This is a genomic window from Streptomyces fructofermentans, assembly GCF_014651055.1.
Lineage (GTDB): Bacteria > Actinomycetota > Actinomycetes > Streptomycetales > Streptomycetaceae > Streptomyces > Streptomyces fructofermentans.
In genome coordinates this window covers 238155-252772 of sequence record NZ_BMWD01000002.1, presented here as the reverse complement: position 1 = coordinate 252772, position 14618 = coordinate 238155, and the positions used below count along the sequence as shown (strand labels likewise).

The following is a 14618-nucleotide window of genomic DNA, read 5'->3' as shown; positions in this document are numbered from 1 at the left end:
GCACCCACTGGCAGCACCTCGGCGAGAGCACCGCAGGCGGAACACCTCAGTCGGGGCGCCCGACGGCCTCCCGCGTGGTCTCCGCGAGTTCGCCCTCCATCAGCAGCCAGCGCGTGATCCCGATCGACTCCAGGAACGGCATGTCGTGACTGGCCACGATCAGCGCCCCCTCGTACGACTCCAGTGCCGTGGTGAGCTGACGCACGCTCGCCATGTCGAGGTTGTTGGTCGGCTCGTCGAGCATCAGGAGCTGCGGAGCGGGTTCGGCGAGCATCAGCGCGGCCAGGGCCGCCCGGAACCGCTCTCCGCCGGAGAGCGTGCCCGCCGGGCGGTCGGCCCGCTCGCCGCGGAACAGGAAGCGCGCCAGCCGCGCCCGGATCCGGTTGTTGGTGGCGCCGGGCGAGAACCGGGCCACGTTCTCGGCGACCGTCAGCCCGTCGTCGAGCACGTCGAGCCGCTGGGGCAGGAAGCGCAGCGGCACATGGGCCCGCGCCTCCCCGGAGACCGCCGCCAGTTCACCGGCGACCGTCCGCAGCAGCGTGGTCTTGCCCGCGCCGTTGCGCCCGATGAGCGCGACCCGCTCCGGCCCGCGCAGCTCGAACGAGCCCGCCACCCGTGCCCCGTAGGCGAGTTCGAGGTCCTGGAGGGTGAGGACCGTACGGCCCGGCGGGACCGCGGTGTACGGCAGGTCGACACGGATCTCGTCGTCGTCCCGTACCGCGTCCACGGCCTCGTCCAGCCGGTCCCTGGCCTCCGCCAGCCTCTCCTCGTGCATGATCCGGTGCTTGCCGGCCGACTCCTGGGCCGAGCGCTTGCGGGCACCCATGACGATCTTCGGCTCACGCTTCTGCTCGAACATCTTCTGGCCGTACCGCTTCCGGCGCGCCAGCTTCACCTGCGCGTCGGCGAGTTCGCGCTTCTGCTTGCGCAGATCGGACTCGGCGACGCGCACCATGCGCTCGGCCGCGTCCTGTTCGGTCGCCAGCGCCTCCTCGTACGCCGAGTAGTTGCCGCCGTACCAGGTGACCTCGCCCGCCCGCAGATCGGCGATCTGGTCGACCAGGTCCAGGAGTTCACGGTCGTGGCTGACCACGACCATGACACCGGACCAGGCCTCGACGGCCGCGTACAGCCGCCGTCGCGCGTACAGGTCGAGGTTGTTGGTGGGTTCGTCGAGCAGGAGCACGTCGGGCCGGCGCAGCAGCAGCGCGGCCAGCCGCAGCAGGACCGACTCGCCGCCGGAGACCTCGCCGATGGTGCGGTCCAACGCGACATGGCCGAGGCCGAGTTCGCCGAGGGTCGCCAGGGCGCGCTCCTCGACGTCCCAGTCGTCGCCGACGACGTCGAAGTGCTCCTCGGACACGTCGCCCGCCTCGATGGCGTGCAGCGCCGCGCGCTGGGCGGCGATGCCCAGCGTCTCGTCGACCCGCAGGCCGGTGTCGAGCGCGACGTTCTGCGGCAGAAGGCCGACCTCGCCCGCCACGCGGACCGTGCCGCCCGACGGGGCGAGCTGTCCCGCGATCAGTTTCAGCAGGGTGGACTTGCCCGATCCGTTGACGCCGACGAGGCCGGTCCTGCCGGGGCCGAAGGCCACCTGCAGGTCGTCGAGGACGGGGGTGCCGTCGGGCCAGGCGAAGGACAGGGCGGTACAGGTGATGGAGCTGGGGAAGGTTGACATACGGGCCTCGCGGTGCTTGATGCGGTCGGGGGGCAACGCGTATCGGGACACCGGGAGGCGACGACGACGGCCGGACGTACGGGCAGAAGTCCTCAGGACATGCTCGGAGTGGGAGAAGGCCCTGCTCCGGAGGACGGCTCGAATGCCGAGGTCGCACGCTGCGCACACACGGAAACGTGTGCGACGCGGTGTCTCAGGACCTCAGACGAGCAACGTCCTACTCCAATCGGCGGCAACAGAACCGTCAAGAACCGTACGAGCGGCCGTGGCGGGTGTCAACGCATTAACGCGGGCCCCGCCGCGGCCGACCGAAGGAGGCCCCGTGCCCACCGCAACACTGTCGCTGCCCGCCAGGCTCTACCTGCTGGCCTGGGACACCACGAGAGGGAGGGTGACGGGCGCCACCCACCTGCCGCACCTCGTGCGGGCCGGCGCCCTCACCGAGCTGGCCCAGCGCGGGCTGCTCGACGACCGCGACGGCATCGCCACGCCCACGGACCCGGACGGCCGGACCGGCGACCCGGTGCTCGACGGGCTCCTGGAGCTCGTGGAGGAGTCCCGGCCGCGCAGCTGGAAGACCTGGGTCGGTCTGCGGACCCGCGTCACGCTGGAGGCCGTACGTGCCCAGCTCGCCGCCGACGGGTGCCTGCGGGTGGTGAGGAAGCGCGTCCTCGGGCTCTTCCCGTCGGTGGAGTACGAGCTGGACCGCGTCGCCGTCGTGGACGCGCTCCGCGCGGAGGCACGCCAGGTGCTGGTGGGGCCGGTGCCGGTCGGTGACGTGCCCGAGCGGGACGCCGCACTGGTCGTCCTCGCCGCCGCGGCCGAGCTGCGCACCCTGTCGTCGGGCGGCGAGCGGCGCGCCCACCGGGAGCGTCTCGACGCCCTGGCCGAGCGCAGCGGGTCCGCCACCCCCGCCCTGCGGAAGGCGGTCCGCGAGGTGCGCGCGGCGGTGGCCGTGGCGATCACCACGACGCCCGGCACGCCGGGCGGCTGAGGCCGGGCCCGGCGACCGCGGCGCGGGTCCGGGCACGGCGCGGGCCCCGCCCGCACCGGTCCGCAGCGGCGTGTGGGAGCCGCTGGGCGCGTGAGCCGCGGCGCGCGCGGACGCCGGAGGCGCCGCAGGCGCCGGCCGTGGCGGAGCGGACCCGTGCGGACTCCACGGCCTCCTGGGCGTGTACGCGTTCACCGCGCGGAATGCGCGCGAACCCCACGAAAGACCTGAAAGCCCTGCGAGAAGGGGAATCAGGAGAATCGGGGGAATCTTCGAGATCCGGATATTCGGTTGTTCGGGGGCAATTCACGTCCCGGGCCGGAGCGAGTGGCGGGAGAAGCGGGGGAGTCGGGGGAAGCGGAAGGGGCGGGGAAAGCAGGAAAAACGGGAGAAGCGGAATAATCGGTGCAATCGATTGAATCGGAGAAAGGCGAGAAATCCGATGGAGCACCGGGACGGAGAGGCGGTCGGCGGAGAGCGGTCAGCAGGCGTCGCGCAGGAGCTCGGTGAGTCCGTGGTCGAGATCCTGGTGGAGATGCTCGAGCCCGACGGGGACCAGCTCCGTCGAACTCGCCAGGAACCGCCGGAGCTCGCCGGCGCGGACGTGGATCACCGCGGTGCCCTCCGGGGCGTGGAACTCCAGGACGATGCGGTCGTATCCGTAGGGGCGAACCCGCACGTCACCGTCGCCCACCGGCTCCTCGAGACCCAGCGTGAGCAGCTCACGGGCGAAGGTCCAGCAGACGTCGACGCCTTCGAGCGTGGACGGGGCGGGGAAGGACATGCGGACGGCGAACGGGTCGTGCGGGTCGTAGCCGAGGGATGCCGGAATGCTCGACATCCGCGGCGCGGCGGCGACGAGACGGGCCTCGACGGGCTGCTCGATGACGGTGGACAACGCCTTGCTCCCTTGTGACGGCTGGACGAACGGCGGACGGATGAGCCTGGCACTTGTAGAGACGACGGAACCCGTCAATCCGTGCACGCGCAATCGTGTGAACTCCGAGTGACCTTTGTCACCGTCTTCAATCACGCGAGTGATCGTTGATTCCCGAAGTGACGGCCGGCGCCCGCGGGGGCATCTGGACGCCGCCGGGGGAGTGGGCTAGCTTCGCCCGCCATGAGGGCCTTGGGGACGACGCGACGCAAGGGACGTACGAGGCGACTGGTGACAGCGGGGGTGTGCGGCGCGGCGCTCGCCGCGGCGCTCACAGCACCCGTGCAGGCGGCGGAACCCGCACCTGCTCAGGCGGCGGGACCCGCGGCCGCGCGGGGGTCCGGCCACGGGACGGCGCCGCACTGGCGGCCGAGCGCGAGCGGCACGGACGTGCGCTTCCGGGGGTTGTCCGCCGTCAGCCGCGACACCGCCTGGCTGGCCGGGTCCAAGGGAACCGTGCTGCGCACCTCGGACGGCGGGGCGAACTGGCGGAACGTGTCGCCGCCCGGAGCCGCCGGGCTGGAGTTCCGCGACATCGAGGCCTTCGACGGCCGACGGGCGGTGGTGCTGGCCATCGGAGAGGGCGAGGCGTCCCGGGTGCTGCGCACCGAGGACGGCGGGGCGACCTGGACCGAGTCCTTCCGCAACACCGACGCGAAGGCCTTCTACGACTGCCTCACGTTCTTCGACCGCCGCCACGGGCTGGCCATGAGCGACCCCGTCGACGGCCGCTTCCGCATCCTGTCGACGAGCGACGGCGGCCGCTCCTGGAAGGTGTTGCCGAGTTCCGGCATGCCCGCGGCGCAGGAGGGCGAGGCGGGCTTCGCGGCGAGCGGGCAGTGCCTGGTGAGTTCGGGGTCGCGCGACGTGTGGCTGGCCACCGGCGGCGCGGCCCGCGCGCGCGTGCTGCACTCCGCCGACCGCGGTCTGACCTGGAGGGCGGCGGACACGCCGATCCCCGCGGGCGACCCCGCGCGCGGGGTCTTCGCGCTGGCGTTCCGCGACCGGGCGCACGGCATCGCGGTCGGCGGCGACTACCGCGCCGACCAGGCCTCGCCCCGGGCGTCGGCGGTCAGCGGCGACGCCGGCCGCACCTGGCGGCCGTCGGCCGTGCCGCCGCCCGCCTACCGCTCGGGCGTCGCCTGGCTCCCGGGCAGCCGTACGACGGCTCTCGCGGTGGGTCCCACCGGCACCGACCTCACCAGGGACGGCGGACGCACCTGGCGGACCGTGGACACGGGCTCGTACGACACCGTGGACTGCGCGCCCGACCGGGGCTGCTGGGCCTCCGGGGAGAAGGGCCGGGTCGCCCGCCTGGAGCGCTGAGCGTGCCGCCCGGCGGGCCGGACCGGTCCCGCCGGGCGCCGAGTGGCCGCCTGCCGCGGGGTCGTAGGCTCGTCGGCACCATGACGACCGTACGCATTCCCGCGGGCTGGCCCGCCACAGAGGAGCAGGCCCGTGCCGTGCAGGACGAGTTGCGGGGGCGGGTGATCCTCGACGAGCCGGGACCCCCGGTGGGGGAGGGCCGGGTGACGGGCGTGGACGTCGCCTACGACGACGAGCGCGACGTCGTCGTGGCAGCGGCCGTCGTGCTCGACGCGGCGACCCTCGACGTCGTCGCCGAGTCCACCGCCGTGGGCCGTGTGCCGTTCCCGTACGTCCCGGGGCTGCTCGCCTTCCGCGAGGTCCCGGCCGTGCTGGCCGCGCTGGACGGCCTGCCCTGCGCGCCCGGCCTCGTCGTCTGCGACGGCTACGGCCTCGCCCACCCCCGCCGCTTCGGCCTGGCCAGCCACCTCGGCGTCCTCACCGGCCTCCCGACGATCGGCGTCGCGAAGAACCCGTTCACCTTCGCGTACGAGGAGCCCGGGACCGCACGCGGCTCCTCGGCGCCCCTGCTCGCGGGCGAGGAGGAGGTCGGCCGGGCGCTGCGCACCAGGACGGGCGTCAAGCCGGTGTTCGTCTCCGTCGGGCACCGGGTGGGCGCGGACGCCGCCTGCGCCCACACGCTCCACCTCGCGCGCGCCTTCCGGCTGCCGGAGACCACCCGCCGGGCGGACGCGCTGTGCCGCCGGGCCCTGAAGGAGACGGCCGCCTGAACGGGTGGGCCGCGCGGGCACGCCGTGCGAACCGCCACGGGGCGGGGCCGCGCGTGCCCGGGCCGGGCCCGGGCACGCCTTCTGAGTACGGGCTCTGAGTACGCGTACGGATGCCCGGACCCGCCGCGACCGGCAGGCTGGGCCGCATGACGACACATCGCGCGCCGAAGCCCGCCGCCTCCACCCAGCCCGTCGAGCGCGCCGTGGTGGCCGGGCTGGCCCTCGCGGTCCTCGCCGGTGTGGGCTGGATCGCGGGGATGCTCTACACGGTCATCGGCTGGCCGCTCTGAGCAGCGACTCCCGGTCGATGACGTCGTAACCCGTCGCGGGCACCGTGCAGGCGTGGGCCCCGGCGACGGCAGCGAACAGGCCGCACCGCTCGGGCGGTTCGCCCGTCAGCCGGCCGAACAGGTAGCCCGCCGCGAAGGCGTCGCCGGCCCCGTTGGAGTCCACCACCGGTCCGGGCGGCCGGACGGGCGGGATGTGCGTGAACTAGCCGTCGAGGAGCTGGTGGGCGCCCTCGGCGCCGGAGGTGGCCACGACCACCTGGGCCCGGCCCCGCGCGGCGATCTCCCGCATCGTGGCCTCCGGGTCGGCCAGTTCGGCGGTCGACAGGAACACGATGTCGGCGCCGAGCGCGAAGGGCTCGTGGTAGGCCTGCTCGCCGTCCCAGTTGTGCAGATCGGTCGAGATCGTCAGCCCCGCCTCGCGCAGCAGGGGCAGCGCGTGTGCGCAGGGGTGCGTGATGGACACGTGGGCGTGACGGCTGACCGCCGCGAGGGCCCGTACGGTCTCCTCGGGCAGCCGGTCGGCCTCCCGCGCGCGCGTGTTGTCGTACAGCGAGAGCCGTCGCCCGTCCGGGCCGACGAGGTTGACGGCGCGTTTGGTGCCCGCGGGCTGCGGGACCTCGGTCAGCGCGATGCCCCGGTCCCTGTGGAGCGCGCGGACCAGGTCGCCCTCGTGGTCCGCGCCGATCATGTCCAGGTGGTGCGTGCGCAGCCCCAGCGCGTGCACGCCGAGGGCCACGAAGTCACCGGTCTGCCCGGCCCGCGCCGTGATCGCGGGGACCATGTGGCTGTCGGCGAAGGGCAGCGGCAGTTCGGGCACGTGCACGATCGTGTCGACGCCCGCGCCGCCCAGGACGAGGACGTCGGTCTCGATGCTCAAGAACACTCCAGGGGTGGCGAACGTCAGGTGCGGCGCCCCGTCGGGGACGCCGCACCGCGGGACCGGCAGCCGGCAGTAACGGCAGGACCGGCGGCCCTCGGGAGGGCCTAACGGCGTGCGGCGACCTGGAAGGTGATGCCGGCCCCTCGCAGGCGCTCGATCAGCGTGTCGCCCATCGCGACCGCCGTCGTGACCTGTCCCGCCGTCGCGGGGAGGTCGTCGAAGGCGAGGCACAGGGCGGACTCGGCGAGCATCTTGGCGGTGTCGCCGTACCCGGGATCGCCGCCGGCGACCTCCGTGAAGACCCGCCGCCCGCCGCCCTCGCCGACGAACCGCACCGAGAACCAGCTCCTGGCGCGCTTCGCCTCGTCGGGACCGTCGCCGGGCTTGAGACGGTCCGACAGCCAGCGGCGCACCGGCGGCACCTGGGCCGCGGCGAAGACGGCTCCGGCTCCCGCCACCCCGCCCACCGCGAACGGCAGGGTGCGGACGGCCGCGTAGTGCCGGTAGCGGAAGTCGGGCCCGTAGCACTCCAGCGCGCGGGCCGACCGCCGCACGATCTGCGCGTCGATGGTGGGCAGCGGCAGCGCCCACGCCCCCACCTCCTTGGAGTACCGGGGCGCGCTCGGCGGGGCGGCCGCCCTCCTGCCCATCAGCCGCGGCTCGTGCCGTCCGCGGTCCCGGGCCGCGGCGATCATCTGCCGTCCGCGCGAGAACTGGTTGAGGGCGGACGCGAAGGTGCCGCCCGAGAACATGCCCTCGGCCCGTACGAAGCCGTCCACGGTCAGCGGCACCCCCTCGGGGAGCTGCCGCACGGTGAAGTACGCGCCCAGGTCGTGCGGGATCGAGTCGAAGCCGCACGCGTGCACGAGGCGTGCGCCCGTCTCCCGCGCCCGGGCGTCGTGCCGCACATAGGTGAGGTCGACGAACTCGGGCTCGCCGCAGAGGTCCAGGTAGTCGGCCCCGGCGTCCGCGCAGGCGGCGACCAGTCCCTCGCCGTGGCTGAGGTAGGGCCCGACCGTCGTGGCCACCACGCGCGCCTGCTCCGCGAGGGCGCGCAGGGAGGCCGGATCGGAGGCGTCGGCCCGGAGCACCGGCAGCTCGGCGCAGGCCGGGTCGATCGACGCCAGCCGCTCCCTGAGCCGTTCCAGCCGTGCGGTGTCGCGTGCCGCGATCGCCCAGCGCAGCCCCTCGGGAGCGTGTGCGGCGAGGTACTCCGCGGTGAGCGCTCCGACGAACCCCGTGGCCCCGAAGAGCACGATGTCGTATGCGCGTTCCGTCCTGTTCTGCCTGCTCATGGCACCTCTCAGCCGTGCACCCCGCGCCGTTGTCGGTGGCTGAGGCTAGCGTGAGACACGAGGAGCCGGACCAGGGCCCCGTGCGCGGGGCCGACCAGGACGCGGAGGATGCGGTGGCCCCCACGAAGAACGCCCTGAAGAAGTGGGAAAAAGCACGTGAGTTCGCCCTGGGGCTGCCGGGCGCCGTGGAGGAGTTCCCCTGGGGCGAGAGCGTCGCCAAGGTCAGCAGGAAGGTGTTCGTCTTCCTCGGAGTCTCCGACGGGAGCTACCCGCTCGGCGTCACGGTCAAGCTGAAGGACGAGGTGGCCCACGCCCACGCCCTGGCCTCGCCGGGCGCGGAGCCCGCCGGGTACGGGCTGGGCAAGGCGGGCTGGGTGCGGATCCCGCTGGACGAGAAGGGCGCCCCGGCGGCGGAGCTGCTGTGCGACTGGGTCGAGGAGAGCTACCGGACCATCGCCCCGAAGCGGCTCGTGGCGGATTTGGACGCCCGCTGAGTTCCCCCCGGGGCCGTCCGGCCCCCAGAACTGGCTAAGCGCTTGCTCGCCCAGGGCTTGTGCGGAGTGGAACACGTTCCTAACATCACTGATGTTACATCAGTTGTGTCACAGTGCTGGGGGCTTGATGGCAGCGGCAGCGACGGCAGGACACGGCCCGCTCGAAGGGGTACGCGTGGTGGAACTGGCGGGCATCGGGCCCGGCCCGTTCGCCGCCATGCTCCTCGCCGACCTGGGCGCCGACGTCGTGCGCGTCGACCGGCCGCACGGCGGCGGCCTGGCCATCGACCCGGCCCACGACGTCACCAACCGCAACAAGCGCTCCGTCGTCGTCGACCTCAAGGCGGACGGCGGCGCGGACGTCGTCCTCGCGCTGGCCGACCGCGCCGACATCCTGGTCGAGGGCTTCCGGCCCGGTGTCGCCGAGCGCCTGGGAGTGGGACCCGAGGTCTGCCACGCCCGCAACCCGGCCCTCGTGTACGGACGGATGACGGGCTGGGGCCAGGACGGGCCGCTCGCCCTGCGCGCAGGGCACGACATCGCGTACATCGCCCCGACCGGCACCCTCGGCATGATCGGCGAACCGGACCGGCCGCCGGCCGTCCCCGCGAACCTCGTCGGGGACTACGCGGGCGGCTCGCTCTACCTCGTCGTCGGCGTCCTCGCCGCGCTGCACCACGCGCGCGCCACGGGGACCGGCCAGGTCGTGGACGCGGCGATCGTCGACGGCACCGCCCACCTCGGGGCGATGATCCACGGCATGATGGCGGTCGGCAGCTGGCAGGACCGGCGCGGCGCCAACCTCCTCGACGGAGGCTGCCCCTACTACGGGACGTACGAGACGGCCGACCGCCAGTACATGGCCGTGGGCGCCCTTGAAAGCCAGTTCTACGCCGAGTTCGTCACCCTGCTCGGACTGGAGGGCCACGCGGACTCGCACAAGGACATCTCGCGCTGGGGCGAACTGCGCGAGGCGGTCGCGGCCCGCTTCAGGACCCGTACGAGGGACGAGTGGACCGAGGTCTTCGACGGCACGGACGCGTGCGTGGCCCCCGTGCTGTCACTGCGCGAGGCCCCCGGGCATCCGCACCTCGCCGCCCGCGGCACCTTCACCGACCACGGCGGCATCGTCCAGCCGGCCCCCGCACCCCGCTTCTCCGTCACCCGTACGTCCGTCCGCACAGGACCCGCCCTGCCCGGCGCCGACACCGCCGACGTGGCCCGTGACTGGGACGTACCCGACCTCCTGAAGGGCAGCCCCGCATGAAGCGGCAGATCTTCACGCCGGAGCACGACGCGTTCCGCGAGACCGTACGGACCTTCATCGCCAAGGAGGTGCTCCCGCACTACGAGCAGTGGGAGCGCGACGGCATCGTGTCGCGGGACGCCTGGCTCGCGGCGGGCAGGCAGGGCCTCCTCGGCCTCGCCGTGCCCGAGGAGTACGGGGGCGGCGGCACCCCCGACTTCCGCTACAGCGCCGTCCTCGCCGAGGAGTTCACCCGGGCCGGCGCCGCCGGGCTCGCGCTCGGCCTGCACAACGACATCATCGGGCCGTACCTCACGGGGCTCGCCACCGAGGAGCAGAAGCGGCGCTGGCTGCCGGGATTCTGCGACGGCTCCCTGATCACCGCCATCGCCATGACGGAACCGGGTGCCGGATCGGACCTCCAGGGCATCAGGACGCACGCCGAGGACCGGGGCGACCACTGGCTGCTCAACGGGTCCAAGACGTTCATCTCGAACGGCATCCTGGCCGACCTGGTGGTCGTCGTGGCGCGGACGACTCCCGAAGGAGGCGCCAGGGGCCTCTCGCTGCTCGTCGTGGAGCGCGGCGCGGAGGGCTTCGAACGCGGCCGCAACCTCGACAAGATCGGCCAGAAGTCCCAGGACACCGCCGAGCTGTTCTTCAACGACGTCAGGGTCCCGAAGGACAACCTTCTGGGCGAACTCGACGGGGCCTTCGTCCACCTCATGACGAACCTCGCGCAGGAGCGGCTGAACATAGCCGTCGCGGGCATCGCCGCCGCCGAGCACCTGCTGGAGATCACCACGACGTACGTCAAGGAGCGGGAGGCCTTCGGACGCCCGCTCTCCAAGCTCCAGCACATCCGCTTCGAGATCGCCGAGATGGCCACCGAGTGCGCCGTCACCCGCACCTTCGTCGACCGCTGCGTCGACGAGCACACCCGCGGCGAACTCGACGCGGTGCACGCCTCGATGGCCAAGTGGTGGGCCACCGAACTGCAGAAGCGCGTCGCGGACCGCTGCCTGCAACTGCACGGCGGCTACGGCTACATGGCGGAGTACCGCGTCGCCCGGGCCTTCACCGACGGCCGCATCCAGACCATCTACGGCGGGACGACCGAGATCATGAAGGAGATCATCGGCCGCTCCCTGCTCGGCTAACCCTCCCGAAAGGCTTGACCAGTGAGCACCGAAGCGTTTGTGTACGACGCGATCCGCACCCCGCGGGGCCGGGGCAAGGCGAACGGCGCCCTGCACGGCACCAAGCCCATCGACCTGGTCGTCGGGCTCATCCACGAGATCCAGGCCCGTTTCCCGGGGCTCGACCCGGCGGCCGTCGACGACATCGTGCTCGGCGTCGTCGGGCCGGTCGGCGACCAGGGCTCCGACATCGCGCGGACCGCGGCGATCGCCGCCGGACTGCCCGACACGGTGGCCGGCGTCCAGGAGAACCGCTTCTGCGCCTCGGGCCTGGAAGCCGTCAACCTCGCCGCGATGAAGGTCCGTTCGGGCTGGGAGGACCTGGTCCTGGCCGGGGGCGTCGAGTCGATGTCCCGGGTGCCGATGGCCTCCGACGGCGGCGCCTGGTTCGCCGACCCGATGACCAACCTCGCCACGAACTTCGTCCCCCAGGGCATCGGCGCCGACCTCATCGCGACCATCGAGGGCTTCTCCCGCCGTGACGTCGACGAGTACGCCGAGCTGTCCCAGGAGCGCGCCGCAGCGGCCGTCAAGGACGGCCGGTTCGAGCGGTCCGTCGTTCCCGTGAGGGACCGCAACGGCCTCGTGGTCCTCGACCACGACGAGCACCTGCGCCCCGGCACCACCGCGGACTCGCTGGCCCGGCTGAAGCCGTCGTTCGCGGACATCGGCGACCTCGGCGGCTTCGACGCCGTGGCGCTGCAGAAGTACCACTGGGTGGAGCGGATCGACCACGTCCACCACGCGGGCAACTCGTCCGGCATCGTCGACGGCGCCGCGCTGGTCGCGGTCGGCAGCCGGGAGGTCGGCGAGCGCCACGGCCTCACCCCGCGTGCGCGGATCGTCTCCGCGGCCGTCTCCGGCTCCGAGCCCACCATCATGCTCACCGGTCCCGCGCCCGCCACCCGCAAGGCACTCGCCAAGGCCGGACTGACCATCGACGACATCGACCTCGTCGAGATCAACGAGGCCTTCGCCGCGGTCGTCCTGCGCTTCGTGAAGGACATGGGCCTGTCCCTGGACAAGGTCAACGTCAACGGCGGCGCGATCGCGCTCGGCCACCCGCTGGGCGCCACCGGCGCGATGATCCTCGGCACCCTCGTCGACGAGCTGGAACGCCAGGACAAGCGCTACGGCCTCGCCACCCTCTGCGTGGGCGGCGGCATGGGCATCGCCACCATCGTCGAACGTCTCTGACCGCCCCGTCCCCCTTACGGAGAAGACAGCCATGACCGAGAGCACCACCATCCGCTGGGAACAGGACGGAACCGGCGTCGTCACCCTCGTCCTCGACGACCCCGACCAGTCCGCGAACACCATGAACCAGGCGTTCCGGCAGTCCCTCACCGCGATCGCCGACCGACTGGAGGCTGAGGTCCGGGCGGACCCCGAGTCCGTCCGCGGCATCGTGTTCACCTCCGCCAAGAAGACCTTCTTCGCCGGCGGCGACCTCCGCGACCTCATCCGGGTCACGCCGGACACCGCGCAGCAGCTCCTCGAAGGAGGGCTCGCGATCAAGCGCGACCTCCGCCGCATCGAGACCCTCGGCAAGCCCGTCGTCGCCGCCATGAACGGCGCCGCGCTCGGCGGCGGCTTCGAGATCGCGCTGGCCTGCCACCACCGCGTCGCCCTCGACGCGCCCGGCTCCCGGATCGGCTGCCCCGAGGTCACGCTCGGCCTGCTCCCCGGAGGAGGCGGCGTCGTCAGGACCGTACGCCTGCTGGGCATCGCGGACGCGCTCCTCAAGGTGCTCCTCCAGGGCACCCAGTACACCCCGCGGCGCGCGCTCGACAACGGCCTCGTCCACGAAGTGGCCGACACCCGCGAGGAGATGCTGGCCAAGGCCCGCGCCTTCATCGACGCCAACCCCGAGTCCGCCCAGCCGTGGGACAGGCCCGGCTACCGCATCCCGGGCGGCACCCCGTCCCAGCCGAAGTTCGCGGCCAACCTGCCCGCCTTCCCGGCCAACCTCCGCAAACAGACCAACGGCGCGCCCTACCCGGCCCCGCGCAACATTCTGGCCGCCGCGGTCGAGGGCTCCCAGGTCGACTTCGAGACCGCCCAGGTCATCGAGGCGCGCTACTTCGTGGAACTGGCCGCGGGCCAGACCGCGAAGAACATGATCCAGGCGTTCTTCTTCGACCTCCAGGCCGTCAACTCCGGCGCCAACCGGCCCCGGGGCATCGAGCCCCGCCCGGTCCGCAAGGTGGCCGTCCTGGGCGCCGGGATGATGGGCGCGGGCATCGCCTACTCGTGCGCGCGCGCCGGCATCGACGTCGTCCTCAAGGACGTGTCGGCCGAGTCCGCCGCCAAGGGCAAGGGCTACTCCGAGAAGCTCTGCGCGAAGGCCGTCTCCCGGGGGCGCACCACCCAGGAGAAGGCCGACGCCCTGCTGGCCCGGATCACGCCCACCGCCGACCCGAACGACCTCGCCGGCTGCGACGCCGTCATCGAGGCCGTCTTCGAGGACCCGGCGCTCAAGCACAAGGTGTTCCAGGAGATCCAGCACATCGTCGAACCCGACGCCCTGCTCTGCTCCAACACCTCGACGCTGCCCATCACCGTGCTGGCCGAGGGCGTGGAGCGGCAGGACGACTTCATCGGGCTGCACTTCTTCTCGCCGGTGGACAAGATGCCGCTCGTCGAGATCATCAAGGGCGCGCGAACCGGCGACGAGGCCCTCGCGCGGGCCTTCGACCTCGTACGGCAGATCTCCAAGACCCCGATCGTCGTCAACGACTCACGCGGCTTCTTCACCTCCCGCGTCATCGGCCACTTCATCAACGAGGGTGTGGCGATGGTCGGCGAGGGCATCGAGCCCGCCTCCGTCGAGCAGGCCGCCGCCCAGGCCGGCTATCCGGCCAAGGTCCTGTCGCTGATGGACGAGCTGACGCTCACCCTGCCGCGCAAGATCCGCAAGGAGTCGAAGCAGGCCGTCGAGGAGGCGGGCGGCACCTGGCAGGCACACCCCGCCGAGACGGTGGTGGACCGCATGGTCGACGACTTCGGGCGTACGGGCCGCAGCGGCGGCGCGGGCTTCTACGAGTACGGCGACGACGGCAGGCGCGGACAGCTCTGGCCGGGCCTGCGCGAGCACTTCACCCGGCCCGGCCACCGGATCCCGTTCGAGGACATGCAGGAGCGGATGCTGTTCTCCGAGGCGCTGGACACCGTCCGGCTCCTGGAGGAGGGCGTCCTGACCTCCGTCGCCGACGCCAACATCGGCTCCATCCTCGGCATCGGCTTCCCCGGCTGGACGGGCGGGGTCCTCCAGTACATCAACGGGTACGAGGGCGGCCTGCCGGGCTTCGTCGCCCGCGCGCGCCAACTCGCCGAGCGCTACGGCGAGCGGTTCGCACCTCCCGCCCTGCTCGTGGAGAAGGCGGACAAGGGCGAGCGGTTCACCGACGCGCGGCGGCCGGCCGACGCGTGACGTACCGCTGAGCGGTACGACTCCCTTGCTCCCCGGAGGCGGGGACCGGACGCTGACCGGCGAACCCGGTCCCCGTCCC

At 72.9% G+C, this 14618-nt stretch carries 12 protein-coding genes and 1 pseudogene; 9 read left to right on the top strand and 4 right to left on the bottom strand.

Annotation, left to right across the window (positions count from 1 at the left end; translation table 11 throughout):
* Window positions 1-46: 46 nt before the first annotated feature.
* On the bottom strand, window positions 47-1678 hold the full coding sequence (locus IE265_RS04125) for an ABC-F family ATP-binding cassette domain-containing protein (RefSeq protein WP_190033923.1): 1632 nt from the start codon (window positions 1676-1678) through the stop codon (window positions 47-49).
* 322 nt (window positions 1679-2000) lie between these two features.
* Here IE265_RS04125 and IE265_RS04120 point away from each other — a divergent pair, with 322 nt between their 5' ends.
* A complete protein-coding gene (locus tag IE265_RS04120; protein ID WP_190033922.1) occupies window positions 2001-2672 on the top strand; it encodes a GOLPH3/VPS74 family protein in 672 nt (223 codons plus the stop codon).
* Window positions 2673-3150: 478 nt separating this feature from the next.
* Here IE265_RS04120 and ssgD read toward each other — a convergent pair whose 3' ends face one another.
* Window positions 3151-3567, bottom strand: coding sequence for a spore wall synthesis regulator SsgD (ssgD, locus tag IE265_RS04115; protein WP_190033921.1), 417 nt, complete (start codon window positions 3565-3567; stop codon window positions 3151-3153).
* A gap of 222 nt (window positions 3568-3789) precedes the next feature.
* Between ssgD and IE265_RS04110 the strand changes: the two genes are divergently transcribed.
* The 3 genes from IE265_RS04110 (at window position 3790) to mmpA (ending at window position 5992) form a co-directional block, all read left to right on the top strand.
* A complete protein-coding gene (locus IE265_RS04110) occupies window positions 3790-4932 on the top strand; it encodes a WD40/YVTN/BNR-like repeat-containing protein (RefSeq protein ID WP_190033920.1) in 1143 nt (380 codons plus the stop codon).
* 80 nt (window positions 4933-5012) lie between these two features.
* The gene (locus IE265_RS04105) at window positions 5013-5702 is read left to right on the top strand and encodes an endonuclease V (protein WP_190033919.1); all 690 of its coding nucleotides are present in this window, start codon (window positions 5013-5015) and stop codon (window positions 5700-5702) included.
* A gap of 146 nt (window positions 5703-5848) precedes the next feature.
* Window positions 5849-5992 (top strand): morphogenic membrane protein MmpA, encoded by a 144-nt coding sequence (mmpA, locus tag IE265_RS04100; protein WP_190033918.1) that lies wholly within the window; start codon window positions 5849-5851, stop codon window positions 5990-5992.
* Here mmpA and IE265_RS04095 read toward each other — a convergent pair.
* Both IE265_RS04095 and IE265_RS04090 read right to left on the bottom strand, forming a co-directional pair.
* Window positions 5973-6869 (bottom strand): annotated as a pseudogene (locus tag IE265_RS04095) (adenosine kinase). The gene mmpA and the pseudogene IE265_RS04095 sit on opposite strands and share 20 nt — an antisense overlap.
* Window positions 6870-6976: 107 nt before the next feature.
* Window positions 6977-8167, bottom strand: a complete 1191-nt coding sequence (locus IE265_RS04090; RefSeq protein ID WP_190033917.1) for a saccharopine dehydrogenase family protein — start codon at window positions 8165-8167, stop codon at window positions 6977-6979.
* Window positions 8168-8280: 113 nt separating this feature from the next.
* Here IE265_RS04090 and IE265_RS04085 point away from each other — a divergent pair, with 113 nt between their 5' ends.
* The 5 genes from IE265_RS04085 to IE265_RS04065 all read left to right on the top strand — a co-directional run bounded on the left by IE265_RS04085 (window position 8281) and on the right by IE265_RS04065 (window position 14539).
* Window positions 8281-8661: an MmcQ/YjbR family DNA-binding protein gene (locus IE265_RS04085; protein WP_190034091.1), complete on the top strand. Its 381-nt coding sequence runs from the start codon at window positions 8281-8283 to the stop codon at window positions 8659-8661.
* Window positions 8662-8788: 127 nt separating this feature from the next.
* The gene (locus IE265_RS04080; protein WP_190033916.1) at window positions 8789-9928 is read left to right on the top strand and encodes a CaiB/BaiF CoA transferase family protein; all 1140 of its coding nucleotides are present in this window, start codon (window positions 8789-8791) and stop codon (window positions 9926-9928) included.
* Complete coding sequence (locus IE265_RS04075) at window positions 9925-11067, top strand: acyl-CoA dehydrogenase family protein (RefSeq protein ID WP_190033915.1); 1143 nt, start codon at window positions 9925-9927, stop codon at window positions 11065-11067. Before IE265_RS04080 ends, IE265_RS04075 begins: the two co-directional genes overlap by 4 nt.
* Window positions 11068-11088: 21 nt before the next feature.
* Window positions 11089-12303: an acetyl-CoA C-acetyltransferase gene (locus tag IE265_RS04070; protein WP_190033914.1), complete on the top strand. Its 1215-nt coding sequence runs from the start codon at window positions 11089-11091 to the stop codon at window positions 12301-12303.
* A gap of 31 nt (window positions 12304-12334) precedes the next feature.
* Window positions 12335-14539, top strand: coding sequence for a 3-hydroxyacyl-CoA dehydrogenase NAD-binding domain-containing protein (locus IE265_RS04065; RefSeq protein WP_190033913.1), 2205 nt, complete (start codon window positions 12335-12337; stop codon window positions 14537-14539).
* The last annotated feature ends 79 nt before the right edge of the window (window positions 14540-14618 follow it).

Bases quoted from the DNA above. Each gene is read 5' to 3' on its own strand.
- IE265_RS04125 (WP_190033923.1), bottom strand. From the start codon at position 1,678: ATGTCAACCTTCCCCAGCTCCATCACCTGTACCGCCCTGTCCTTCGCC.
- IE265_RS04110 (WP_190033920.1), top strand. From the start codon at position 3,790: ATGAGGGCCTTGGGGACGACGCGACGCAAGGGACGTACGAGGCGACTG.
- IE265_RS04105 (WP_190033919.1), top strand. From the start codon at position 5,013: ATGACGACCGTACGCATTCCCGCGGGCTGGCCCGCCACAGAGGAGCAG.
- mmpA (WP_190033918.1), top strand. From the start codon at position 5,849: ATGACGACACATCGCGCGCCGAAGCCCGCCGCCTCCACCCAGCCCGTC.
- IE265_RS04090 (WP_190033917.1), bottom strand. From the start codon at position 8,167: ATGAGCAGGCAGAACAGGACGGAACGCGCATACGACATCGTGCTCTTC.
- IE265_RS04080 (WP_190033916.1), top strand. From the start codon at position 8,789: ATGGCAGCGGCAGCGACGGCAGGACACGGCCCGCTCGAAGGGGTACGC.
- IE265_RS04075 (WP_190033915.1), top strand. From the start codon at position 9,925: ATGAAGCGGCAGATCTTCACGCCGGAGCACGACGCGTTCCGCGAGACC.
- IE265_RS04065 (WP_190033913.1), top strand. From the start codon at position 12,335: ATGACCGAGAGCACCACCATCCGCTGGGAACAGGACGGAACCGGCGTC.